Source organism: Paenibacillus sp. EB106-05-06-XG162, assembly GCF_058791655.1.
In genome coordinates this window covers 509358-534577 of sequence record NZ_JBYTDT010000001.1, presented here as the reverse complement: position 1 = coordinate 534577, position 25220 = coordinate 509358, and the positions used below count along the sequence as shown (strand labels likewise).

Sequence of the window (25220 nt, the reverse complement as noted above, 5' to 3'; positions counted from 1 at the left end):
GATATAAGTGAGAGGAGATGAGGAAAGGAGTTGAATCCGTGGAACATCGGAAGATCTATCATGCACATATTCAGCAGCATCAAGAGCTGGTGCTTATTATTGAAGGCCCCATTCGCCCTGAAGTGCTGCGAGCGCTGGATATGCACCCGGATCTTGACGCCTTCCGAAGGCCGAAGGATCAACACGAAGCACTGATCGAAATTGCGGATTTACCGGAAGGACGCATCATTATCGCACGGCATGAGAATACCATTGTGGGCTATGTCACGTTCCATTATGCTGATGAGATGGAGCGCTGGTCTCAGGGGAACATGCAGGATTTAGTCGAGCTTGGCGCCGTTGAAGTCGCGAATGATTACCGCTCTTATGGACTAGGCAAAAAGATGATTCAGACCGCATTTGAAGAAGATCAGATGGAAAATTATATTGTGTTCACAACCGAGTATTATTGGCACTGGGATCTGGAAGGCAGCAAACTCAGTGTATGGGATTACCGCAAAATGATGGAGAAATTGATGGAATCTGTCGGCATGATCTGGTATGCGACTGACGATCCAGAAATCTGTTCCCATCCTGCCAACTGTCTTATGGTCCGTATCGGCAAAGACGTACCACTTCTCTCCGAGCAGCAGTTCGATCGTGTACGGTTTCAACAACGATTTATGTACTAATTCGCTAGTGGGCAAAGGTAGGAGGTACCACAATCGCATGTTAATCAATGCTATGTTCATCCATCATGAAGATGAATTAAAGTATCGTTTCAATGATGATCATCCGTTTAACCAGCAACGACTGGAACTCACCTACGACCTGCTGACCGAAATCAAAGCGCTCTCGCCGGAGCATATTATCGTACCGCGATCCGCAACGGAGGACGAGCTGCTCACGATTCATCAACCCGCATATCTTCATTCCGTCAAAGGATTAAGCAGTCCCAATCCCGAGCCGATGTGGCTTGCGCAAGCTAACCTCTTCGGGTTCACAAGCGAAGATACACCCTTTTTCCCGCTAATGCATGAAGTAACCTCAACCATCGTCGGAGGATCGATTACAGCGGTTGACCACGTCATGTCCGGTAAAAGCAGGCATACACTGCATCTGGGAGGCGGTCTCCATCATGCTCTATCGAACCGTGGTTCAGGCTTCTGTGTCTATAATGATGCTTCGGTTGCCATTGCTTATCTGCGTGAACATTATAATGCGCGTGTCCTCTATATCGATACGGATGTACATCATGGGGACGGGGTGCAATGGTCATTCTATACCGATCCGAATGTCTGTACATACTCAATTCATGAGACTGGCAAATATTTATTCCCTGGAACAGGCTTTGTTACGGAACGCGGTGAGTCCGATGGTTATGGAACGTGCTTCAATATTCCGCTGGAACCCTATACCGAAGATGAGTCTTGGCTCGATTGCTTCCGGGAGTCTATTTCGCGTGTAACCGCTATGTTCAAGCCTGACATCATTGTCAGCCAACATGGATGCGATGCGCATGCCTATGACCCCCTCTCGCATCAACACTGCAGCATGCGAATTTATCAGGAAATGCCTGCAATCATCCATCAATTGGCGCATCAATACTGCGACGGACGCTGGACAGCATTCGGTGGCGGTGGTTACGACATTTGGCGCGTTGTCCCGCGGGCATGGAGTCTCTTATGGTTAGAAATGACCGACCATCCTCTCCTATCCCAATTACAGCAGGATCCCTTGATGCCCCTACCAGAGAGTTGGGTGGCACGATGGCAACAAAAAGCCCCGGTCCCGATTCCAACAACCTGGTTAGATGACCAAACCAAATGGGAACCGATGCCGAGGCGTTCGGAAATTTCAATTCAAAATCGTAAGACAAATGAGATCGCGCTGCAATATATCCCATAAATCGACATATGCACGCTTATCCATCCTTACAGATGACTTAGAATATCATCAATGATCTGATACGAATGCTTCGCAGCTTGAATCGTAAATTCAGCGAAATTCACATGGGCTGAACCATCAGCCCGATCTGACATCGAGCGAATGACGACGAACGGAATGCGGTGCATATCGCACACTTGAGCCACGGCGGCGCCTTCCATCTCCGTACAAGCGCCGTCCATGGTCTCATACAGCTCTTGCACAAGCTCTCGGCTTGCCACGAATTGATCCCCGGATAATACCGCCCCTAGACGATACCGTCCTTGGAACAACCGCCCACATGCCTCTCTTGCCTTCTCGATCAAATCAGGCGCAGCTTCGAATGTCGAACGCTCTTGATACGGAATAACGCCTCGCTCAAAACCAAGTGCTCGAACGTCCATATCATGCTGCTTGCATACGGTCGATACAACAATATCTCCGATATTCAGATCCGGGTGCAGCGCACCCGCAACCCCTGTAAACAAAATACTATCCACGCCAAAGGTATCAATTAAAATTTGCGTCGTTACTGCAGCATTGACTTTACCAACGCCGGACTTACAGAGAACGACCTCTTTTCCATGAAAGACACCTTCATAAAATGTAATGCCTGCACGTTCCGAACGCTTACTCTGCTGCAAGTCCCCAAGCAGTAGTTCAATTTCTTCGTTCATCGCGCCAATCAGGCCGATTTTGTGATACGACATCGTTCTGTTCCCCGTTCTATATCGATTCTTATTTGTTCACATGTGATACGGACAAGCGAAGAATCGTCTCATGCGGTAAAATAACGTTCGCATTATCGACATTCTCCTTCTTCATCAACTTCGTTAACAAGCGCATCGCAACCGCACCAATATCATACATCGGCTGTGCAACCGTCGTTAACAAAGGACGAACCATCGAAGCCATCCGAATATTGTCAACGCTGATAACAGAGAAATCGTCAGGGACTTTAAGTCCTGAGTCTTGAATGCTATGTATAGCACCAATGGCCATTTCGTCTGTCGCAGCAAAAATCGCTGTCGGTTTGGTACGCAATCCAAGGAAATATTTCATCGCTTCAACACCGGACTCGTAACGATAGTTCCCGATGCGAACCAGATCCTCTTGATACGTAATTCCAGCATTCTCGAGCGCGCGCTTATACCCTTGGAACCGGGCAAATCCATTCGCTGGATCTTGCAACGTACCGCTAATCATGGCAATCTCACGATGTCCGTGACGAATCAATGTGTTCACAGCATCAAATGCTGCACCTTCATGATCAATATCAACGGATGGAATGGTACCCTGCTCGTCCTTCGTTGCACAAAGAACAATCGGCACAGCCGCTGTCTGGAACGCTTGAATGTGCTCCTCTGTAATGGCTCCACCCATGAATAACAAGCCATCGACTTGTTTCTCTAGAAGCGTGTTAATAACGCGAATTTCCTTTTCCTTCTTCTTATCTGCATTACACAAAATAATATTATAGTGATACATGTTCGCGATATCTTCGATACCACGCGCAATCTCAGCAAAAATCGAATTCGAAATATCTGGGATGACTACGCCAACGGTTGTCGTCTTCTTGCTCGCAAGACCTCTTGCTACCGCGTTCGGACGATATCCTAAGCGTTCAATTGCCTCATATACTTTCTTACGTGTCTGTGGTTTAACGTTTGGGTTATTATTCACAACCCGAGATACCGTTGCCATCGATACGCCTGCTTCTCTTGCTACATCATAAATAGTTACAGTCACGTTCCTTCTCTCCAAACATTAATATTTTTCGTTCATATCCTACATATTAATGTAATGATACGACATATTCATACTTTGCGCAACGTGACCACGCTTTTAATCATGAATTCATGTTCATTCGGTAAGGGTTTGCAGTAAATTTTTTGAGTTGTTTCAATCTTTTCTGAATATCTTCCATCCATTCTTCATCGTTCATCGTCTTTGCCAGCAAATACACGTCGAGCAGCTGATTGACACGTTCTTCACGCATACGCTCAAACTCCGCGATATTGACGTACCTGCTTCCTTTCGAGAACATTTCGAAGAATACGTTTACAAGCTCATTAAATTTTTGAAATAATAACGTCTGCTTCCCTGTCGAAGTCTTGCCGTACTTGGCAATAAGATCCGTAAGATCTTCCTTCACATCCACATAGACTTCACTCTTCGCGCAACTCGAACACGTAAAGACGGGTACACTCTGAATCTCTGTCTGTTTTGCAAAAATGACCGTTCTTAGTAACAAATTCATAACATGTCCACATTCACATTGCTTGTGCACATTGACCACCCCATTATAGTAAGTTATAAATTGCTTCGAATTGTTCGCAAAAAATAAAGACTATTATCGACTATATTCGCAGATTCGTTCGGATTTGACTAGATGTAATTAATGACTTTTACGGAAATTAGATGGTTATTCTGGAAAAACGCCATGATATTTATCACACGCTTTGTTATACTGTTAAATACATATGCATGACAAATGGTTAAAAGACTCGTACTACAGCGTAATTAGGAGGTAAAACATGCGGTTATCAGGAAAAAAAGTTATCGCACTGGTCGACGAAGAATTTGAGGATTTGGAGCTATGGTATCCGATCTATCGGGTTCGTGAAGAAGGGGCGATCGTTCATTTGGTTGGGCCTGAAAAAGGTAAAAAATATATTGGTAAATACGGCGTGCCTGCAGAAGCGGAATTTGCTTTTGACGAGGTGAATAGCGCCGATTATGACGGCATACTCGTTCCTGGTGGATGGGCGCCGGACAAGCTGCGTCGTTATGAGAAAGTCATTTCTCTCGTTCGTGAGATGGATGCAGCTGGCAAACCGATCGGTCAAATCTGTCACGCGGGCTGGGTGCTAATCTCGGCCAAACTCCTGCAAGGACGCACCGTCACCTCTACTCCAGGGATTCGTGATGATATGGAGAACGCAGGCTCCACTTGGGTGGATGAAGCTGTTGTTGTAGACGGACATATCGTCTCTGCGCGTCGTCCGCCAGATTTGCCGCCATATGGTAAAGCTTTCTGTGATTTGCTCGCAGGAGAGTAAAACTCAAGCTCACAAAAAAGAGGCCGTCGATTACTCGACAGCCTCTTTTCTCCTATTAACAGGTGAACCTTATACACGCGTGCCTCATAAAGCTTCAGACGCAGCCTTACGATTTATTCCGCGTAAATTCATTTAGCAACTGCTCAATCTCACGATTCGTACGACACGAGAATAAGCGATCCTTTAATTCCACGCATTCCTTCTCGCACATTTCAAGCACACGACTCTTCAAGTGCAGAATCGAATGAGCCGACATGCTCAGATCGTGAACACCTAGAGCTACCCATAGCGCTAAGGCGCGTTCGTCTCCTGCCAATTCACCGCACACACTGACCATGATCCCTTTGGCTTTCGCTGCATCGACGGTCATCTTCAGCATCCGCAGAATGGACGGATGGAACGGATTGTACATATGGGCAATCTTTTCATTCATCCGGTCGACTGCCAGCACATATTGCACTAGATCATTCGTCCCAATCGAGAAGAAATCCACCTCTTCTGCAAGGAGATCAGCGATCATGACTGCTGCAGGAACCTCCACCATTATGCCAATCTGAATATGCGAATTATACGGAATTCCTTCCTCATCCAGCTCACGCTTAGCTTCCTCCAGCACAGCATTCGCTTCACGAACCTCATCCAACGAAGAAATCATTGGATACATGATTTTCACATTCCCGAAATGACTCGCCCGCAGAATCGCACGTAGCTGGGTCTTGAATAATCCCTTCCGGTCTAGACAAATACGAATCGCTCGATAACCAAGGAATGGATTGTCCTCCTCCGGCAGCGCGAAATAATCTAAATGTTTATCTCCGCCAATATCCAGCGTCCGGATCACGACCGTATTCGGCGATACCTTCTCAGCCACCTCGCGGTACACATCGAATTGCTCTTCTTCTTCCGGAAAATGCTGCCTGTCCATATACAGGAACTCGGTTCGGAACAGCCCTACCCCCGAAGCTCCGTTCGACAGCGCGACGTTCAGTTCTTTCAGTGAGCTGATATTCGCAGCAAGACGCATTTCAATACCATCAAGCGTCACTGCCGGTACCGAAGCAAGCTGACGCAGCCTGTTCTTCTTCTCCATCTGCTCATCGCGAATCTGTGTATACCGCTGAAGGATTTCTTCATCCGGATTAACGTAGACCGTACCTTCACCGCCATCCACCACGAGCATATCACCTGTCTGAATCGGATCATCAAGCTTGCCTTCTAATCCGAGGACAAATGGAATCCCGAGTGCACGCGCCATAATCGCGGAATGGGATGTGCGTCCGCCTTGTAATGTCGCAATACCGAGCACGTAATTCTGATTCAAATTCGCGAGCTGTGAAGGCGACAATTCCTTCGCTACGAGCAGATACGGGTTTGTATCCGAGGGCAGCGTAATCTCAGGTGCGCCTAATAAATGCTTTAAGAGACGATTGCCAACATCCTTAATGTCTAACGCACGTTCCTTCATATACTCGTCATCAAGTAAATCAAACATTTTGACAAAATGATCGATCGCTTCCTTTACCGCCACTTCCGCCGCCTTGTATTGACGTTCGATAATCGCTTGAATTTCACTCATAAACACGGGATCCTCAAGAATTGCGATATGTGCGTCAAATATAGACGACTGATCCGGTCCCACCACTTCCCGGAACTCATTTTTCAAAAACTCGATCTCATTCTTGGAGGTACGAACCCCTTCATACAGTCTCTCAAATTCTTTCGCTAAATCGATGGAATCTATCCGCTGATCAGGCAAATCCCATTCCCATGTCGGGAGTACAAAGGCTTTTCCAATTGCGATTCCTGATGAAGCGCCGATACCCTGTATCATTCTGCATTCCCTCCAACATTCCTATCATTTAATACAACCGACATCACAGATGCTTGACCCTTCTTCACAGCTTTATACGGTGCAAAGCTCCAAGACTGTACAATCTCCGAGTTCGTAATCACCATCGGTGTCACAATCGATGTCGCATGCTGCTTCACATAATCCAAATCGAACTTCATCAACGGTTGACCGGCTTCCACCTGGTCCCCTTCTTTCACGAGCACCGTCATGCCATATCCATTCAAACTTGAAGTATCAATCCCAAGATGGATCAATACGTTCAACCCTTCTGATGTGACAATACCAATCGCGTGCTGCGTCGGGTAGATCGTCATAATCTCACCGGCAAGCGGCGCGACCATTTCACCCTTATCCGGAATAAAGGCAACCCCATTCCCTACAAGCTTCTTCGCAAAAATCTGATCCGGCACTTCATCCAGCGGGATCATCTTGCCTTGCATCGGTGCATGGAAGAGCACTTGATTCAGGTCTCTATTGACGACCTTCATTATCTCAGCTCGAATCACGTCCGAATAGGTACCAAATACGACTTGTACGGCCCCTCCGCCTAAGCGGATCATACCTGCAGAGCCTAGAAGTCTCAGCGCCCTTCGATCGATCAATCGATCATTCACAACCGATAACCTAAGCCGCGTCACGCAAGCTTCCATCCGTATAATATTGTCCTTGCCACCGAGTGCTTGGAGAATAAGCGGCGCACGATACGGAAGACTCCCTGCCCAGTCATCCACTTCAGAGCCCTCTTCACGGCCCGGTGTCGGAATCCGATACTTATAGATAGCGAAGCGGAACAGATTATAGTAGATTAAACCAAGCGCGATCCCGATCGGGATCAGAAGCCACTGATTTGTCCCTAAATGGCTATTAATAACAAAATCAATCGCTCCAGCTGAGAATGAAACCCCAAGATGTATATTCAAATAACTGCATATCCACATCGTTAATCCAGAGATGATCGCATGAACAACGAATAAATACGGTGCAACGAATAGAAATGCGAATTCAATTGGCTCCGTAATCCCTGTTAAGAAGCAGACAAAGGCAGACATCAAGAACATTTTCTGCACCTTCGGTTTGAGATCTTCACGCGCCTCTTGAATGATCGCAAATGCGATGGCTGGGATGGCGAACATCGTCAGCGGGTAGAGTCCCGTCATAAATTGACCTGCTGTCGGGTCCCCGGCAAAGAAACGCGGCAAATCCCCATACACCATTTGACCGCCTGCTGTCTCGAAAGTACCCACATGAAAGAAGAAAATATTATTCAAGATATGATGCAGGCCAACAACGACAAGCACACGCTGCAGTACACCAAATAAAAACACGCCAAAGCCGCCTAAGGACAACAGGAAATTGCCTAGCGCAATAACCCCTTGCTGCAAAGGTTCTGAGATGAGGACCATCACCGAGGCGAATACCAGCATCACAAAGCTCATCACAAGCAGAACAAACCGCGGCCCCCCGAAAAATTGAATATACTCCGGGAGCTGAACGGTTTTGTATCGATTCGTTATGTAGCCTGCAAGTATCCCTACCAGAATACCAACGAGAATACTCGGCTGGGATTCTGTAGCACCAAAATACGATGTCACTTGCTGTTCGATGAAAATCCCGAGCAGTGCCGCTAGCGCCGCGGTACCATCGTTATTCCCGAGTCCAAGAGCGACACCCACTGCAAAAATATAAGGCAAATACATGAAAATTGTATTCCCAGCAACGTTCAGGACATGACCGATCGACCCAAGGCCGATCGGTTCCCAAGGCATGCTGCCGAGAAACAACATCAAGGCTGCAACAGGTAGCACAACGGTAGGAAGCATAATCGCTCGCCCGAACTGCTGCAACGCTCCGAGCCCATTCATGCGCTAACCCCCCTTCAAGCTACGGTCCCGATTCCGTTATTATTTGCCGCCGGGTAACAACACCGAGTCAGCGACTTTAATACAGACGTCCATAATGACCTTCAGGCCGCCCCCTGCAGCAATATTCGCTGCGTTAATATTGATAATCCCTTGTTGGAGCCAGAGCGTCTTTGCACCGATTGCTACAGCTTCTTCAGCAACTGGTTCACAGAATTCGCTCCTACGGAATACGTTTACGATATCCACCTGTTCCGGGATATCCTTCAAAGATGAATAACAGAGTTCACCTAAGATCTTCGTGCCTGCCACGACAGGGTTCACCGGAATGATCCGGTAACCTCTGCGCTGCATGGCTTCAGCTACCATGTAGGAAGTTCGATCAGGCTTCTCTGATAATCCGACAACGGCTATGACATTCGAACTGCGGAGTATTTCACGAATTTCTTCTTGAGACGGGTTCTGATACGCCATTATTCCAAGCACCTCCGGTAATTATAATTATTTGTTCAAAAAGTCGGCTTTTCAGCACCGAGAAGGTTGCGAGAATCCGAAGAAGGAGGAACGGAGTTTAGGCAAAACCTAAATGAGTACCGGACTTCAAGGGTGAACGCCAGATTCGATGCCGAGTTTACCCCATGAAAAACTTCGTGATCAAAAGATGACTTTTTGAACTACCATTTAAACCCACTCGATTTGTGCGCCGATGGATTGCATATGATCGAAGAAAATAGGATACGATTTCGCCACGTGATGGGCATCCTTGATCCGAAGTGGTGCCTTGGCACGCAATCCAACGACCGACAATGCCATAATGACGCGATGGTCATAATGCGCATTAATCTCAACGCCGCCTTCAACACCTTCAGGTCTGCCATGAACGATGATCTCTGATTGGCGCTCTTCAACATTCGCTCCCGCTTTGCGAAGCTCATTCAAATAATCGGTGATTCGATCACATTCCTTATAGCGTAGATTCTCTACGTTATAGAACCTTGATGTACCTTCGGCGAATACGGCAGCTGCGACCATCGCAAGCACCGCATCTGTTGCGGCATCCCCGTCGAACTCAAGTGCTTTTAACTGCTGATTCCCCTGCACATGAACAATTCCATTCTCATGGGTAAGCGGCACTTCCATCATGCGGAGGACATCCACAATCGCACGCTCTCCCTGTTTACTATTCTCTGTCAAACGATGAATTTTTACATTGGAATTCGTCACAGCTGCAGCAGCAAGTACGGCGGCAGATCCTGGATAATCCCCTTGTACGATATATTCCTTCGCTAGATATTGCTGACGGCCAGGCACTTTGTAATGCATCAAATCATCGCTCGCATGAATGACAATACCAGCTTGTTCCAACACTTCTAAAGTCTGACCTACAACAACCTTTGATTTCAGATCATGCAAGACTTCGATTTCACTGTCTTCTTCCAACATCGGTGTCAGGAACAACAATGCGCTTAGGAATTGCGAGCTAACATTCCCGGATACGGTAATTTTACCGCCTTTCGGATTTCCACCGCGAATCGTAATCGGAAGTTTGCCCTCTTGGTGATCGACTTCAACACCCATTTGCTGCAGCGAATCAATAAGATCATTATGCGGGCGTTTGCCAAGTGAATCCGGGTACGTATTGACAAATGTCACTTCTGGACATAATGCAGCAATAGCCATCAAGAAGCGCAATACAGCGCCAGCATTGCCAACATTCAGTTCACTCACATTCGCAGGACGATTACCAAAGCCCGTTATAACAATCTTGGTCTCATCCTCCTCAATGACAGCGCCTAAATCACGAATACAACGACGCATCGCATCACTGTCTTCACTATGAGCTGGGAAATGAATTGTACTCGTCCCGTTCGCAAGTGCTGCAACGAGCAAATAACGCGTCGTATAGTTTTTGGAAGATAGGGCTTGAATCTCTCCTTCAAGCCTCGAAGTTGGGGTTACAATCACATCCACCTTGATTCACTCCTTCAATAATGTATGTTAAAATAAGGTTCAGATTTCATGAAAAGTAATGGGGGACTACCTAATGAACATTGTACAAATTCAACCCGAGGAAGTAAAAGCAAGACTTGAACGCGGTGAATCATTAAATCTGATAGATGTGCGTGAGCCCGAAGAGGTCGCTCAAGGCATGATTGCTGGTGCAGTGCACATCCCACTCGGTCAAATACCTGATCGCATCGATGAAATTAAGCAGACGGGAGAAATTATTATGATCTGCCGCAGTGGATACCGAAGCGAGAGAGCTTGCGAGTATCTCACTGAACTTGGCCTTGAAGGGCTCAAGAATATGGAAGGCGGCATGCTTGCTTGGAGCCAGCTCTAAGCTTCGAATACCTTATCGATGATGGGCGAGAATGATCCCCACGATCGTATCCACAGACAAATCTGTTGTATCTATCGTCAAATCTGCAAATCGATACGCATCCTTGCGCTGTTCTAACAGCGTATGTACACGTTCTTCCACACTTCCTTGCAATAACGGTCGATTCGGATCCTGCGACACGCGAGCAATAATGCTGTCTGCATCGGCCGTTAGCGCAATGACTTGTCCACCGGCAAGCATCGCAGCCCGATTCTCTTCACGTAGTACGGAGCCGCCACCTGTCGATACAACAAGACCGTCGCTATGCAATATTTCCTGAATCGCCTCTTGTTCCAATTGACGAAAGATATCCTCACCACGTGAAGCAAATAATTCAGGTATTGAACTTCCTGCCTTCGATTCGATATATGAATCCGTATCAACGAACTTATAGTTCATCATTTCAGCTAGCATTTTCCCTACCGATGACTTCCCAGTACCCATAAAGCCGATAAGAATAAGATTGCGTTTTTTGATATTTTCCAACAGTTTTTCACCTCTAACGCCGAATCTTCTGTGAGCGAAACTTCCCATATCATACCACACTTACGGAAAGATTACATTTGAAACCCAGAAAAGAATGTATAATAACCTTACAAAATGGTGCTTTGTCTTAGAGGTAATTCAGGTACTTTACGGGGACCCCCGGAAATTATTAAATTCTAAACGTATAAAAAAGGGTTTTTAATCGTAAAGATGTTAATAGCCTTTTTTTTCCTAATTTTGAGATAGGAGTGAGCCTTCCCATGCAGTTGGAGACATCGAACAAACACAACGTAACGCAACGACTAGATCGAATCTTTGATCCTAATCACTCATTATGCAAGGATGACATTATTTATGTGCTGGAGTTCATTAAAAAAAGGGTGGCTGATAAAGACCCACGATTATTGGATCTATCACAACCACGCCTTTTAGAGAATTTCCAATATTTCGCTGAAGCTGCCACACTGCTCATTCATCGCCGCACAGGACATGATCAGGAAATCAACCGACTCCGCCAGCTCTTAATGGAAGCCGTACACGGACTGTATCCTCAAGATCGAGAGAGCCGGTCCGAGATTAATCCATCCAGTTGAAGTGGAAAGTACCTTCCATATCAACACGTTTGAACGTGTGCGCACCAAAGTAGTCGCGTTGTGCTTGCAACAGGTTCGCTGGAAGTCTTTCTGTACGATAACTGTCGTAGTATGCTAGTGCGCTGGACATGCCTGGTACCGGAACGCCGTTTGCTACAGCTGCCGATACGACTTGTCTCCATGCATCCTGGTAGTTCTCAACGATATCCTTGAAGTAAGAATCAAGAAGCAAGTTCGGAAGATTTGCATCGCGATCGTACGCATCTTTGATGTTCTGTAGGAAACGGGAACGAATAATGCATCCGCCGCGGAAGATCATCGCGATGTTGCCGTATTTCAAATCCCAGCCGTATTCATCAGAAGCCGCACGCATTTGAGCGAAGCCTTGTGCATACGATACGATTTTACTTGTGAACAATGCTTTGCGAACAGATTCGATAAACGCAGCGCGATCGCCGTCGAATGCCGATACTTTCGGACCGTTAAGCACTTTGGAAGCTTGAACGCGTTCTTCTTTCATTGCAGACAAGAAACGGGAGAATACGGATTCCGTAATCATGGAGAGCGGAACGCCGAGATCAAGCGCGCTTTGGCTTGTCCATTTCCCTGTACCTTTTTGGCCTGCAGAGTCAAGAATCACATCTACCATAGGCTTTTTCGTTTCTGGATCATATTTGGAGAAGATATCTGCCGTAATCTCGATCAGATAGCTATCAAGTTCACCTTTGTTCCACTCTGTAAAGATTTCATGCAATTCTTCAGCGCTAACGTGAAGAACGTTCTTGAGAAGATCATATGCTTCACAGATCAATTGCATATCACCATACTCGATGCCGTTGTGCACCATTTTCACATAGTGTCCAGCACCGTCTGGTCCGATATACGTACAGCAAGGGTCGCCATTTACTTTCGCGGAGATCGCTGTAAGAATTGGCTCTACCAATTGATAAGCACTTTCTTGTCCGCCTGGCATAATCGAAGGACCTTTCAACGCGCCTTCCTCACCACCGGATACGCCTGTACCAATGAATCGGAAACCTTTATCTTCTAATTCTTTGCTGCGACGAACGGTGTCAGGGAAGTAAGCATTTCCTCCATCAATGATGATGTCCCCTTGATCCAAATGTGGAAGAAGTTGTTCGATCGTAGCATCGGTTGCTTTACCTGCTTGTACCATGATCAGAATCTTACGAGGAGTTTCTAGCGATTGTACAAACTCTTCAACGGAATAGGTACCGAATAAGTTCTTGCCTTGCGCCTCTTGTACAAGATCGTCTGTTTTCTCTCTCGAACGATTGTACACGGAGACCGTGAATCCTCTGCTCTCAATGTTTAGCGCGAGGTTTTTCCCCATAACCGCCAAACCAATTACCCCGATTTGCTGTTTCGACATTTGGTTTTCCACCCTTTACCTTTTGTATATGTAGATTTTCTCAATATACCTATTTTACTCTTTTTATATGCAGAAGTGAACCCCTAACTCCATCCTCACACCAAAAACACCCCAACAGCCGTGAGGTGTCTGGATAGCATACAACCCCTACTAGCATTCAAGTTGCAGCATTTCACTGCGCAGGACAAGCAATTTTTCTTTGCACTGCTGTACACATTCATCATCTTCCCGCTCCAACGCTTCATACAAATTTGATAGCTCATAATCAAGCTCCATACGCAATACGCCGATTCGTTCTTCCGCGCGTGTCGATTGGAATGCACGAATCATTTCCTCAGTGGTGACGAGCGGCCGCTTCTGGAAAATAATCCGGTGATCCACACCCGATACTTCGACGAGCAGAATTAACTCCCCAAACAAAATACTCTCGATCAAAATTTGTCGATCTTTAAACCGCTTCACAACCGCATGCCCGCGAGTGTCTCCGATCAGGCGCTCCATAAACTCTGACAGCTTCTCATCTTTAATCGTGTAGTTGCCTACAATTTTGTAGCGATTCTGAATCCGCTGGAACCGTAGTTTGACCAATTTACGCCCTGTACGCACGGAAATGATAAATAATGATTCATTCTCACTCCAATATAAGGAGTAGCCTTCATGAATCAAATCGCGAATCAAATTCTGGATTGTTCTTCGATCGAACCGTAGCTCCAAGTTGCAATATTCCACTTCGTAGCTCTTGTTCATGGCAATTCCTCCCTTCATGTGATTGAATCCTCCAGCAAGCCTAGTCTCCATTAGAAAATGTTGACAACTTATGGTTTTACAATATCTTATACGTTATTTTATGTTTCGGTAACTTGGTTTATTGACTATTTTCAAGCCTGATTCTTCATAAAACGAAGAAAAAGCCCCCAAAGGGACTTTCTCGTCTGATAACTATAATGCTTTCTGGGCCGGTCTAAGAATCGATGCTCCGATCGATAGCAGCAGAACCGCGAACAGCAGCAGAATCCCTAGATTCGAGGCTACAGCCATGAGATGCTCCCCATCAGCAAGCTTCATAGCCGCGTCAATCGCCCATTTTTGAGGAACGAAATTAGCAATCTTCTGCATGAAATCCGGCATAATCGCGATCGGCCAGAAGCAGCCCCCAAGCATGCATGTAGGTGTTACTAGAATATTGTTCACTTGCCCCAAACTCTTCGTATCTCGAACTGTTCCAGCTATCGCACTAGTCATTCCTATCGCTGCGAGCAAGAAACATTCGAGTACAAGGAACAGCGCCAATAAAGGAATGCCATTGTAATCATACCCGATCACATAACGCGTGAAGAGCAAGGTGACACTAATCTGAATCGTACCGAGCGCTGCATTCCCAAGGAAATTCCCTAATGTTATCTCCCAAGCGCGAACCGGAGCACTATATACCCGCTGCATCGTTCGATTTACCCGGTCTTCCATAATAATATGGATGCCGCCGCTGCTCATCATTAAGAGGAACATGAGCATGAGCCCGATAATCGTATTAAAGTAAGGATTCAAATTATAGTGCCCTGGATCTATGTTCGTCTTAATCGCAGACTGTTCTTGCTGTGTTAGCAGGCGTTCGAGCAACGCTTGATGATCTTGCCCTATCGCAGCATCTGCTGCTCTCGTCTGAATGATAGCCTGCTGCACGCGAGAGATCTCAGCATCGCTATATTGGCGAAGCATGACGGTTGACTTGGTCTGCGTTAGTTCGAATAGCTCTACGTCAGGCAGCTTGCCTTCCCATAAGACTGCTGAGAAATCCCGTGGAATCACGAGAGCCCCACTCGCTTGATGCGCAATGATCTGACGCTTCACCTCTTCCATGCTGTCAACCGGTTCGACCGTGAAGCTCTGTTTGCCTTGCAATCCAGTCACCACATGCTTCCCGAGCTGACCTTGATCCGCATTGTAGTAGATAACTCGGATATTCTCAGCACCCATAGATGCGGTAATTCCAATGATGGCAGAGATGACAGCAACGGGGATGATAATCCGACTGAGTAATGCTTTTCGACTGCCGAGCATACGACGAATGAAGAATCCAGCTATGATTAGGCTATTATTCATAAATGCTCCCTACCTTTCTTGCGAATCGTACTGCCAGAAGAAGCAGTACACCGGCGATGCCCATCAATACGAATAATAAATGCCACGCCGTATTCACATCCACACCCATCATGAATCGAAAAACACTCCCATTTGCCCAATAATTCAAGGTGAACTTCCCTGCACTCTCTAGCTCTCCACCTACGAATACAACCATGCCGCCGCTTAGAAAGGTCATTACGAATACAATGGTTGAATATATCGATTCCACTGCTTTACTGCTCTTCAGAATGCCTGCTAAAGCCGCGGCTAGACTAATCGATGCAATAACCGTGAATAAAACCGTCAGACCAACCCCTAAGAGGTGAACTCCCCAGTCTACGCCATATACGAGCCCCGTGAATCCAATAATAATAGCACCTTGCATGATCGACAGGATCGTTGCGCCGAGTAATTTGCCCAAGATCACGTGAGAGACAGCTACTGGCGCGGCAATCATCCGTTGGAGCGTCTTGTTCTCCCGCTCCCGCAGCAAGCTAATCGCTGATGACATCCCCCCGAACAACAAGAACATAATGAGCATTGTGCAAGAATAATACTGGAAGGAGCTCGCTTCGTAGAGATTATCCTGCAGCTTGCCGATCTTCACCGCATTTATCGACTCTGCCTTCTGGCTAGAACTATTGGTCGGTGTTCCGTTCACGCCAAGGACTATGGCTGCAGCTTGCGATTGCGTCGTCTGATCTGTAAAAGTCTGCAGCATCATACGTGCCATATCATTCTTGCTCTTGCTCGGTCCTGCGACGTACGTCCACCCTGCTGTATGGCCACCCATGATCTCTGTGGAGAATGTAGCTGGAATGATAAGTCCGCCATCCACTTCACGTGCTTGAATACGATTCTTCAATTCCATCTCGGAATCCACATTCGTTACTTCTAGAATCTCTTGCGTCTTCGTTGATTGTAAGAATTGCTGTAAGATCGACTTCATCATGCCTGTATCTTGGTTATATACCGCAAGTTTCACTTGCTCAGGCGTGTATTCATCCGCAGAGAATTGACTCGACAGCGCCGATCCTAATACGAAGATCAATAAGAGAGGTAAGACGAACAAGATAAGAAGAACGCTTCGCATCCGTGAAATTTGAAGCAATTCTAGTTTCATGACATGTAGTATGTTACGCATATAATCCTCCCCCCCCCTAGTCACGCAAGGTACGTCCTGTTAATGATAAGAACAGCGTCTCCAAATTCGGTTCTTCACGTTTGAAAGATATCGGCTTAATCTGATGATTTGACAGAATGAATAGAATATCTTGAAATACCGTATCCGTTGGCTTCAGCATCATCTCTAGCTCATTCCCCAGAACCTCAACACTCAGAATATGCGGGTGCTGGCGAAGTTCAACGAGAACGGAATCTCGCAATGTATCCACGGTAATAAACATTTTCTCATCACGTCCAAGTTGTTCAAGCAGTTCTTCCTTCGTACCGCATGCAATCAGTTTGCCGTGGTCCATAATCCCGACCCGAGTACTGATCGCTTCAACCTCTTCCATATAATGACTCGTGTATATAATCGTCGATCCCATGGCATTGAGCTTCCGAATCGACTCCATGATGTGATTACGAGACTGTGGATCAATCCCTACAGTCGGTTCATCCATAATGATAAGCTCTGGATGATGCATGATGGCACAAGCGATATTCAATCTGCGCTTCATCCCGCCCGAGTAGGCCCCCGGCTTATCTCCCGCACGATCTTTCAGCCCGACGAAATCGAGTGCTTCGTCTACCCGCTCACGCAGCAGCTTGCCGCTAAGACCGTACAATCGACCAAAGAATGTCACGTTCTCGCGTGCCGTTAAGGTCTCATAAATCGCTAAGTCTTGCGGCACAAGTCCGATCTTCTTTTTGATATCTATCGTATGCTTGTGGACTGATCGTCCATCGATAAGAATTTCACCTTGATCATAAGGCAAGAGGCCAGTCAGCATATGGATCGTCGTACTCTTGCCCGCACCGTTCGGTCCTAATAAGCCGAATACTTCACCCTTCTCGATTTTGAGGCTTAAATGGTTCACCGTCACCTTCGTATCATAACGTTTCAACACTTGTTTCAATTCAACAAAACTCATCGCCTTATATCCCCTTCCGTTCCATCTCCGTTATGTGGTATGTACTCATTGTAGGAGATATTTCTCGGTCACACACGTCCGATTCGTCATGAAGTTGAGGTGACTAAAGTCATCTCATGACCATGATGGCTTGGTGTGGTATACTATTTTCATGATTTTGGACGAAGGGTGTGCCAATATGTTTGCCATTTTATCCTGGATGCGCCATCTCCTCCTAGTCATTCCGGCCATCGGAACGATCTGGTGGGGAGATATCGGATCCCCCGCTGTGTATGTCGCATTCACCCTCATGACGTTGCTGCTAGCTCGTGTGCGATTACTAAAGCTGCAACCATTTGCCTTTATCCTATTCGCAGCAGAAACGGCGCTCTGCACCTATATCAGTCTTCACTACCAAGGCATCACGTTCTTAATGCTGTTATCTCCGTTAGTCGCGTTGTTCGAGCAATCGACACCATGGAAAGATCTGAATCACCAGATCGCTGGTTGTCTTCTCCTGCTCATTGGGTATAACATCACACTAATCCATCAGCCTAGCATGATGGTGTTCGTCGCCAATGTGACATTCCTGCTTACCGCCCTGCTGCTGATCGGCATTCGCATGACTTCGGTTCAGAAGAATGAGGCGGAAACGCTGTACGATCAACTAAGCTTAAGCCATCTGGAGCTCAGCGATGCCCGAACACGACTTGTCCAATACGCGAAGCAGGTGGAGCAATTCGCTCAGCTCGAGGAACGGAATCGGATCTCGAAAGACATCCATGACGATCTTGGACATCGACTTATACGGCAGAAGATGATGACGGAAGCCATTCTACAGATCTACAAGACGAAGCCCGATCAAGCGATCGCCATGCTCGAACAGGTTCGCGATCAAATGAGCGATTCCATGGAGACGCTTCGCCGGACCGTACGACGCATTGCGCCGCCTATTCAAGATTCCCAGCAATATTCGCTGGATCACTTGATTCAATCGACCCGTGAAACCTTCGGAATTGCCATGGAATACCACGTGGAAGGTCTGCCTTACGCGCTATATCCTAGCATCGAATATGTACTCTACCGCAATGCGCAAGAAGCCATCACGAATGCGCTTCGCCATGGGGGAGCAACCGAGGTTCACATTCTACTATGTTACGAACCAGATCAGATCCAAATGCGGATCAGCAATAATGGGGGCGTGCCAGATTCGGAGCAAATACGGAAAGGCATAGGCATGCGGGGCATGGAAGAACGTGTTCATCTAATCGGTGGACAGCTCCATTGGATTTGTGACGATCAATTCAGCATCATCACGCGCCTGCCGCATTATCCTAAAGAAAGTACCTTATCGGAAGGAGCAACACTATGATTCGAATCCTCCTCGTGGATGACGATGCATTCATCCGTGAGAGCTTGAAGATGATCCTTGATTTACAGCAGGATATTGAGGTCGTGGGTACATGCGCGAATGGAAATGAGGCACTCGCCTTCATTCAGTCGCATCCCGAAGTCGAACTCGTGCTAATGGATATTCGGATGCCCGAATGCGATGGTGTGCAAGGAACGAAGCTAATCAAGGCACATGCGCCTCATATTGCCGTCCTCATCTTAACGACATTCGATGATGATGATTATATTGTGGAGGCTATTCGCAACGGTGCGGGCGGGTATCTGCTCAAGAACATACCTCCAGAACGGATTATGGAAGGCATTCGAACTGTACATCGCGGCGACTTGCTCATTCATCCGGATATTGCGAGGAAGCTCGCGACCCTCGTCAGTGAACCTAGACCGAACCCAGCTTCATTGGATCGCAGCGCGAAGCTTGCTCAGCACCAGTTATCGAAAGCTGAGCAACAGATCGTGGAACTCATCGCTGCGGGTAAATCCAATAAAGAAATTGCGCAGACGCTCTTCCTTAGCGAAGGTACGGTGAAAAATTATATTTCCGACATCCTTAGCAAATTATCATTAAGAGATCGAACGCAAATTGCAATCTTTTACCTTACATAGGAGGCCTAACCTCATCATGACAACCAATACACAAGCTATAAATACGAATTTTGTTGCAGCGGACTTCGATGTCTTCGCTATTCCTGGGCTAGAAGCGCGTATGAGCGCTTTAATCGAGCGAGTCCGTCCGAAACTCACGGAGCTTGGCAACCAACTTGCACCCCATCTTACGGCACTCTGTGGAGAAGAGATGTTTCCCCACGTCGCGAAGCATGCAAGACGCACCATCAACCCGCCTAATGATACATGGGTCGCATGGGCGAATAACAAACGCGGCTACAAAGCTCATCCGCATTTTCAAGTCGGCATGTTCGAGTCACATCTCTTCATTATTTTTGCTGTCATCTATGAGAGTGATAATAAGAAGGTGTTCGCAAAGCATCTATCCGAGCATCTGCAAGACGTACGTGCAGCAGTCCCGTCGAACTTCTTCTGGTCTCTCGATCATATGAAGCCAGAGGGAACATCGCATGCAGACATGAATGAGGAGGCTTTCGAGACCATCATTCACAAGTTGCAGCACATTCAGAAATCAGAAGTACTCTGCGGCCTACGTATTGATCGCGATAATCCGCTGCTTACCGACGGAGAGAAACTGCTCTCGACCATTGAGCATACCTTTGAGCAGTTATTGCCGCTATATCGACTCGCATTCTAATCTTCGCAGTGAATATGAAAAGGCAGTACAGTGACCTCTATCGGACACCGTACTGCCTTTTATTTTTGTCATCAAGCCGTCACTTTTGCACGTGGTCTCGAAGTCATATACCAATGAATCCCGAATAATACGGCTAACACCAAACTGCTGCCGTAGAACGGCGCATGCGTACCAAGAATATCCCACAGTCTACCCGATATAATCGGACCAACAACCATCCCTGATCCTTCAATCGTAAGGAAAAATCCCCAGACGGCCCCTCGCTCAGACTTCGGAATTACGGAAGCAATATAAGCATTCCACGCGGGAACGATCAGTGCGTAACCAATGCCAATGAGACAGACCAAGATATAGACAAGGAACATCGAGCGTGCAGTCGCGAAGAAGAACAACGTGACGGCCGTTAATCCAAATCCGATGTGCAAGAACCATTTCGTCCCAATCTTATCCACCCATCTTCCCATCGGAATAAGCGCCAGCACGGTAATCCCTCCGCCAATCATCAGCAGGACACTGTACTGTCCTGGCGTGAGGCCAATGACCGTTCGGGCATATAGAGTAATCACCGGTGTAAGTAAGCCGATCGAGAAGGTCTGCAGAAAAAGCGCGACGAAAAATTGCCAGCTTACGTGCAGATTGCGCCGCACCTCTTGCAAGGTCTCTCGTATTTTACCAGACAGATTCTGAACAGACAGCCTCGCGTTGGACTTCAAATTCGGTATGCCCTCTTGCGCATGCAGCTCCTCTGTTTGCTGTCTTCCCGGCAAAAAAAGAGCAACAATCGTGACGACAGCCATACAGATTAACAAGACTCGAAAAGCCGGTGCATACGACTTAGTAACAAAAAAATTAATGACAATAGGTCCCGCTCCGGTTCCACTGAGCCAAGCGAAATAGACAATGCTAAGCACCGTCCCCTGCGCCTTCTCTCCCGCTACCTGTGTCGTGCCTGTAATAACGCATGGCCAGAGCGGAGACGTCCCGATCCCGAGCAATAAACAGGCAAATACGATTAGAAATAAATTCGAGGTAAAAGCGATGAGCCCCACGGATATGAAGGTGATGATCAATCCCACTAGCATGCTGATTCGGTAGCCTACTCGTTCTGTAATCCAACCTAGCGGACTGCGGAATATGTTATCACCGATATATTGTAGCGAGAAGGCCCAGCCAATCGCAAAGGCTGAGAGTCCAAGGACCGTCCCCATATAAATGGGAAGGATCGTGACGAGCAGCGCTCCTTTCACAAATTCCACAAGAAATAGAATGATTAGCAATTCAATAACAAATGGGGAGAACAAGTGCCGCAGCTTCCCCTTCATCTTCGCCCTTTCCATATCCAACCAACTCCTCCTTCAACTTCGTCGTCCTTTTCAAGTCCGCAGGTACACCTATTTCTTTAGTGTGGCCCAAGATGATGGAAAAATTGCACATTGTCCATGAAATCTTCCAAATATCCACTAATAAATTGCTTGCATTCCCCCACGTTTTTGTTATACTTCTCCTTGTTTGTTTATTAATTCGAGAAAGTTGGGATGAAAGAATGGATCATTCACGTACACCTTTGTTCACTGCTCTTCGGCAGCATGCTGCGAGCAATCCCGTTCAGTTTCACATCCCAGGCCATAAAAAAGGAGCCGGCTCTGATCAAGAATTCCGTGAATTTATCGGCGATAACGCCTTTTCTATAGACTTGATTAATATTGCTCCCCTAGATGACCTGCATCAGCCGACTGGCGTAATTGAAGAGGCACAGAAGCTTGCTGCTGACGCCTTCGGTTCGGACCACACCTTGTTCTCTGTCCAAGGAACAAGCGGCGCGATCATGACGATGATCATGTCCGTCTGTTCGCCAGGCGATAAGATTATCGTCCCACGTAACGTTCACAAATCGATTATGTCCGCCATCATCTTCTCTGGCGCGCGTCCGGTCTTTATCTCGCCGGCACGTGACGAGAATCTCGGAATCGATCATGGTATCACGACGCGGTCCGTTCGCCGGGCATTGACGAAACACCCGGATGCCAAGGCTGTTCTGGTCATTAACCCGACGTATTACGGCATCTGTGCCGACTTGAAAGAAATCGTTGATCTAGCGCATTCCTTCCACGTACCTGTTCTTGTCGATGAGGCACATGGTGTACTCATTCATTTCCATGAGGATCTGCCAATGTCTGCAATGCAAGCAGGCGCTGATATGGCAGCGACAAGCGTGCACAAGCTGGGCGGCTCTATGACGCAAAGTTCGGTGCTTAATGTGAATACGAAGAACGGCTATATTAATCAGCAGCGTGTACAAACGATTATCAGTATGTTGACGACGACATCGACATCCTATATCCTGCTCGCTTCATTAGATACATCCCGTCGCAATCTAGCGCTTAACGGTCATGCCATTGCAGAAGAAGCTATTCGACTCGCGCAGTATGCCCGTACAGTAATCAATTCGATACCTGGCCTCTATTGCTTCGGCGATGAGATCCTAGGCGACGAAGCGACGTATAACTACGATCCGACGAAAGTCACGATCCACGTTCGCCATCTTGGCATGACTGGCTATGAAGCGGAGAACTGGCTGCGCGAGCATTACAATCTCGAAGTAGAGCTCAGTGATATGTACAACATTCTGTGTCTGGTAACACCAGGGGACAGACAGGAAACGGTAGATACGCTCCTCCGAGCGCTTCGTGAAATGTCAGAAGCCTTCTACAACATGAATGAAGTGAAAGAAGTGGTCGTGAAGATCCCTGAGATCCCGCACCTCTCCTTGACACCGCGTGAAGCGTTCTACGCAGATACGGAAGTGATTCCGTTCAAGGAATCCGCAGGACGTATCATCGCGGAATTCATCTACGTCTATCCGCCAGGCATCCCGATTCTATTGCCAGGTGAAGTGATCTCGCAAGAGAACATTAATTACATCATGGATCATGTCGAAGTCGGGTTACCGGTCAAAGGACCAGAAGACCGCAGTATTAAGAACGTGAAAGTTATTGTCGAGACAGAAGCGATTTTCTAATCAATAAAAAAGGACCACCCTTGAGTTCAGATTGAACTCAAGGGTGGTCCTTTCGTTATATGGCGCAAATGATGCCGAATGTCAAATTATCGCGATTCATAAATAACACTCTGATCCTGAAGTGCTTCGATGAGCTGCTCCATCATCTCCACACTCGCAGCTATATTGTGCTCATCAAGCTTCTTGATACGTTCACGATACGTGAGCTTAGCGTTATGGTCTTCGATGCGCAGTCGAATTTCCGCACTGGGATGCTCAATGAGCCTGTCGTGAAGCTGTTCGTGCTTCAGTACAGACCGGAGTATGCTAGGGTGGGTTGAACTACCCTTAAACAGCTTAGCCAGTGCAGCATTAGGCATCGTTGTCGGCCGTAATCGCTGCAGCCAGAAATCGATCCGCTTCGCTGAAGACAAAGAGAATTCCAGCTTACGTCGTGGTCGATAGGTGTATACGATTTCTAACGTATCGGACGAACCTGCATTATTCCCCGATTCGATAATGATCACCTGCATCTCCCCTGCCCCTTTGCGGGCGTTGACCATCACATGCTGCGGTGTGTAGTTGAAGCCTTTCAAGGAGGAGGCATGATAGGTTCCATGATTGGTATGCGCATATTGACGGAGAACCTCCGTACTCTTCGGCTCCCACCACTTCTTACGAACGAAGTCCTTCTTCGAATTACTCGTCATCCGAATCCTCCTCCTTCCTGTGCCGCTTCACCACGGGGAGACGTCCCGCCTCTCTTAGTGCTTCACGCAGCAAATATTCCATATGACCATTTACGCTTCGAAATTCATCCGCTGCCCAGCGCTCCAAAGCCTCGTATATGGTCGGATCAAGGCGTAGAGGAAAACTCTTCTTCTTACCTGCCATGGTAACGGATTACTCCTTTAGTACAGTGAGCTCGTATTGATCACCGGCTGGGCAGACCGATCCGACACTACCGCGACGAGTAAATTGTTAATCATCGCAGCTTTGCGCTCTTCATCCAGCTCCACAGCGCCATCCGCCTCTAGGCGCTGAATTGCCATTTGAACCATGGTTACAGCACCCTCAACGATTTTCTCACGTGCAGCAATGATTGCTGATGCCTGCTGGCGCTGCAGCATTGCACTTGCGATTTCCGTTGAATAGGCAAGGTGCGTTAGTCGAGATTCAATCACGTTAACCCCTGCAATGGCAAGACGATTCTGAAGTTCTGTGCTGAGCTCCATCGCGATCTCTTCCGCGTTGCTGCGCAGCGAGAAGCCTGCTCCATCCGCACCGTCATAAGGATATTTACTCGCAACATGACGTAACGCCGTCTCACTCTGAATTTCGACGAACGTCTCATATTCATCCACTTCAAACAGCGCTTTCGCCGAATCCACCACGGAAAATACGACAACAGCTGCGATCTCAATCGGATTCCCTTCCACATCGTTAACCTTTAACTTAGCGCTATTAAAATTGCGAACACGCAAGGATACTTTCTTGTGAGATGAGAAAGGAACCGTCATATAGAAACCACTCTGACGAATGACACCTAAATATTGACCGAAAAAGGTAATGACATTCGCTTGATTCGGCTGCACGATCGTTAGCCCTGTCAACAAGATGACGGCGATCACTTCAAGCACGACCCCTAATGCAATCAAAAGACCATTCGAAGCACTGCCACCCGCAATAAGAACATACACACCTGCCCCGATGGCCACAAGCGCTAGCAGTAATCCCCAAAAGCCATTCACGCTAGGACTATTCTTCTCCTGAAACATACAACTCACTCCTTAATATCTCTAAGATATCTTAATGATAT

General features: G+C 47.2%; 26 protein-coding genes. 9 read left to right on the top strand and 17 right to left on the bottom strand.

Annotated features, from left to right (window positions below; translation table 11 throughout):
- The first annotated feature begins 38 nt into the window (after positions 1-38).
- Entirely contained in the window at positions 39-671 is a 633-nt protein-coding gene (locus AC3WU2_RS02120; protein WP_492450849.1) for a GNAT family N-acetyltransferase, read from the top strand.
- A gap of 37 nt (positions 672-708) precedes the next feature.
- Positions 709-1887 (top strand): acetoin utilization protein AcuC, encoded by a 1179-nt coding sequence (locus AC3WU2_RS02115; protein WP_492450847.1) that lies wholly within the window; start codon positions 709-711, stop codon positions 1885-1887.
- A 26-nt stretch (positions 1888-1913) separates the two neighbouring features.
- On the opposite strand, the gene AC3WU2_RS02110 is transcribed toward AC3WU2_RS02115, so the two are convergent.
- From AC3WU2_RS02110 to AC3WU2_RS02100, 3 genes are all read right to left on the bottom strand, one after another.
- On the bottom strand, positions 1914-2615 hold the full coding sequence (locus tag AC3WU2_RS02110; protein ID WP_492450845.1) for a 5'-methylthioadenosine/adenosylhomocysteine nucleosidase: 702 nt from the start codon (positions 2613-2615) through the stop codon (positions 1914-1916).
- A gap of 28 nt (positions 2616-2643) precedes the next feature.
- Positions 2644-3654 (bottom strand): catabolite control protein A, encoded by a 1011-nt coding sequence (gene ccpA / locus AC3WU2_RS02105; protein ID WP_492450843.1) that lies wholly within the window; start codon positions 3652-3654, stop codon positions 2644-2646.
- Positions 3655-3754: 100 nt separating this feature from the next.
- Entirely contained in the window at positions 3755-4165 is a 411-nt protein-coding gene (locus tag AC3WU2_RS02100; protein ID WP_492450841.1) for a hypothetical protein, read from the bottom strand.
- Positions 4166-4442: 277 nt separating this feature from the next.
- On the opposite strand from AC3WU2_RS02100, the gene AC3WU2_RS02095 reads away from it, so the two are divergent.
- Positions 4443-4967 (top strand): type 1 glutamine amidotransferase domain-containing protein, encoded by a 525-nt coding sequence (locus AC3WU2_RS02095; protein WP_492450839.1) that lies wholly within the window; start codon positions 4443-4445, stop codon positions 4965-4967.
- Between the two features lie 106 nt (positions 4968-5073).
- Here AC3WU2_RS02095 and ptsP read toward each other — a convergent pair whose 3' ends face one another.
- The 4 genes from ptsP to aroA form a co-directional block, all read right to left on the bottom strand.
- Positions 5074-6798 (bottom strand): phosphoenolpyruvate--protein phosphotransferase, encoded by a 1725-nt coding sequence (gene ptsP, locus AC3WU2_RS02090; protein ID WP_492450837.1) that lies wholly within the window; start codon positions 6796-6798, stop codon positions 5074-5076.
- Positions 6795-8681, bottom strand: coding sequence for a glucose PTS transporter subunit IIA (locus tag AC3WU2_RS02085; protein WP_492450835.1), 1887 nt, complete (start codon positions 8679-8681; stop codon positions 6795-6797). The genes ptsP and AC3WU2_RS02085 overlap by 4 nt, the downstream gene beginning before the upstream one ends.
- A gap of 39 nt (positions 8682-8720) precedes the next feature.
- Positions 8721-9152 (bottom strand): CoA-binding protein, encoded by a 432-nt coding sequence (locus AC3WU2_RS02080; RefSeq protein ID WP_492450833.1) that lies wholly within the window; start codon positions 9150-9152, stop codon positions 8721-8723.
- Between the two features lie 207 nt (positions 9153-9359).
- A complete protein-coding gene (aroA, locus tag AC3WU2_RS02075; RefSeq protein ID WP_492450831.1) occupies positions 9360-10649 on the bottom strand; it encodes a 3-phosphoshikimate 1-carboxyvinyltransferase in 1290 nt (429 codons plus the stop codon).
- 73 nt (positions 10650-10722) lie between these two features.
- Between aroA and AC3WU2_RS02070 the strand changes: the two genes are divergently transcribed.
- Positions 10723-11022 (top strand): rhodanese-like domain-containing protein, encoded by a 300-nt coding sequence (locus tag AC3WU2_RS02070; protein WP_379342820.1) that lies wholly within the window; start codon positions 10723-10725, stop codon positions 11020-11022.
- A gap of 12 nt (positions 11023-11034) precedes the next feature.
- Here the strand turns inward: AC3WU2_RS02070 and AC3WU2_RS02065 are convergent, their stop codons facing one another.
- Positions 11035-11547: a shikimate kinase gene (locus AC3WU2_RS02065; protein ID WP_492450829.1), complete on the bottom strand. Its 513-nt coding sequence runs from the start codon at positions 11545-11547 to the stop codon at positions 11035-11037.
- Between the two features lie 260 nt (positions 11548-11807).
- On the opposite strand from AC3WU2_RS02065, the gene AC3WU2_RS02060 reads away from it, so the two are divergent.
- A complete protein-coding gene (locus tag AC3WU2_RS02060) occupies positions 11808-12140 on the top strand; it encodes a hypothetical protein (protein WP_379342816.1) in 333 nt (110 codons plus the stop codon).
- Here the strand turns inward: AC3WU2_RS02060 and gnd are convergent.
- The 5 genes from gnd to AC3WU2_RS02035 all read right to left on the bottom strand — a co-directional run bounded on the left by gnd (position 12124) and on the right by AC3WU2_RS02035 (position 17750).
- A complete protein-coding gene (gnd, locus tag AC3WU2_RS02055) occupies positions 12124-13533 on the bottom strand; it encodes an NADP-dependent phosphogluconate dehydrogenase (RefSeq protein WP_018756597.1) in 1410 nt (469 codons plus the stop codon). The two genes, AC3WU2_RS02060 and gnd, sit on opposite strands and share 17 nt — an antisense overlap.
- Positions 13534-13683: 150 nt before the next feature.
- Positions 13684-14280, bottom strand: a complete 597-nt coding sequence (locus AC3WU2_RS02050; RefSeq protein WP_026263883.1) for a YkzI domain-containing protein — start codon at positions 14278-14280, stop codon at positions 13684-13686.
- 192 nt (positions 14281-14472) lie between these two features.
- Positions 14473-15633 (bottom strand): ABC transporter permease, encoded by a 1161-nt coding sequence (locus tag AC3WU2_RS02045; protein ID WP_492450826.1) that lies wholly within the window; start codon positions 15631-15633, stop codon positions 14473-14475.
- Positions 15626-16798, bottom strand: coding sequence for an ABC transporter permease (locus AC3WU2_RS02040; RefSeq protein ID WP_492450825.1), 1173 nt, complete (start codon positions 16796-16798; stop codon positions 15626-15628). Before AC3WU2_RS02040 ends, AC3WU2_RS02045 begins: the two co-directional genes overlap by 8 nt.
- Before the next feature lie 16 nt (positions 16799-16814).
- Positions 16815-17750 carry an ABC transporter ATP-binding protein gene (locus AC3WU2_RS02035; RefSeq protein ID WP_492450823.1) on the bottom strand — a complete coding sequence of 312 codons (936 nt, stop codon included), beginning with the start codon at positions 17748-17750 and terminating at the stop codon, positions 16815-16817.
- Between the two features lie 178 nt (positions 17751-17928).
- On the opposite strand from AC3WU2_RS02035, the gene AC3WU2_RS02030 reads away from it, so the two are divergent.
- From AC3WU2_RS02030 to AC3WU2_RS02020, 3 genes are read left to right on the top strand one after another with little or no spacing between them, the layout of a single operon-like run.
- Positions 17929-19101 carry a sensor histidine kinase gene (locus AC3WU2_RS02030; protein ID WP_492450821.1) on the top strand — a complete coding sequence of 391 codons (1173 nt, stop codon included), beginning with the start codon at positions 17929-17931 and terminating at the stop codon, positions 19099-19101.
- The gene (locus tag AC3WU2_RS02025) at positions 19098-19745 is read left to right on the top strand and encodes a response regulator transcription factor (RefSeq protein WP_379342802.1); all 648 of its coding nucleotides are present in this window, start codon (positions 19098-19100) and stop codon (positions 19743-19745) included. The genes AC3WU2_RS02030 and AC3WU2_RS02025 overlap by 4 nt, the downstream gene beginning before the upstream one ends.
- Positions 19746-19761: 16 nt before the next feature.
- Positions 19762-20403, top strand: coding sequence for a DUF1054 domain-containing protein (locus AC3WU2_RS02020; protein ID WP_492450818.1), 642 nt, complete (start codon positions 19762-19764; stop codon positions 20401-20403).
- 71 nt (positions 20404-20474) lie between these two features.
- Here AC3WU2_RS02020 and AC3WU2_RS02015 read toward each other — a convergent pair whose 3' ends face one another.
- Positions 20475-21740 carry an MFS transporter gene (locus AC3WU2_RS02015; RefSeq protein WP_492452153.1) on the bottom strand — a complete coding sequence of 422 codons (1266 nt, stop codon included), beginning with the start codon at positions 21738-21740 and terminating at the stop codon, positions 20475-20477.
- 206 nt (positions 21741-21946) lie between these two features.
- Here AC3WU2_RS02015 and AC3WU2_RS02010 point away from each other — a divergent pair, with 206 nt between their 5' ends.
- Positions 21947-23422, top strand: a complete 1476-nt coding sequence (locus AC3WU2_RS02010) for an aminotransferase class I/II-fold pyridoxal phosphate-dependent enzyme (RefSeq protein ID WP_492450816.1) — start codon at positions 21947-21949, stop codon at positions 23420-23422.
- An 86-nt stretch (positions 23423-23508) separates the two neighbouring features.
- Here AC3WU2_RS02010 and AC3WU2_RS02005 read toward each other — a convergent pair whose 3' ends face one another.
- Genes AC3WU2_RS02005 through AC3WU2_RS01995 form a run of 3 tightly spaced genes read right to left on the bottom strand, consistent with a single transcriptional unit; the run spans position 23509 to position 25179 of the window.
- On the bottom strand, positions 23509-24111 hold the full coding sequence (locus tag AC3WU2_RS02005) for a hypothetical protein (RefSeq protein ID WP_492450814.1): 603 nt from the start codon (positions 24109-24111) through the stop codon (positions 23509-23511).
- Positions 24101-24295 (bottom strand): type II toxin-antitoxin system antitoxin, encoded by a 195-nt coding sequence (locus tag AC3WU2_RS02000; protein WP_018756608.1) that lies wholly within the window; start codon positions 24293-24295, stop codon positions 24101-24103. Before AC3WU2_RS02000 ends, AC3WU2_RS02005 begins: the two co-directional genes overlap by 11 nt.
- 17 nt (positions 24296-24312) lie before the next feature.
- Complete coding sequence (locus tag AC3WU2_RS01995; protein ID WP_492450812.1) at positions 24313-25179, bottom strand: SPFH domain-containing protein; 867 nt, start codon at positions 25177-25179, stop codon at positions 24313-24315.
- Positions 25180-25220: the final 41 nt, after the last annotated feature.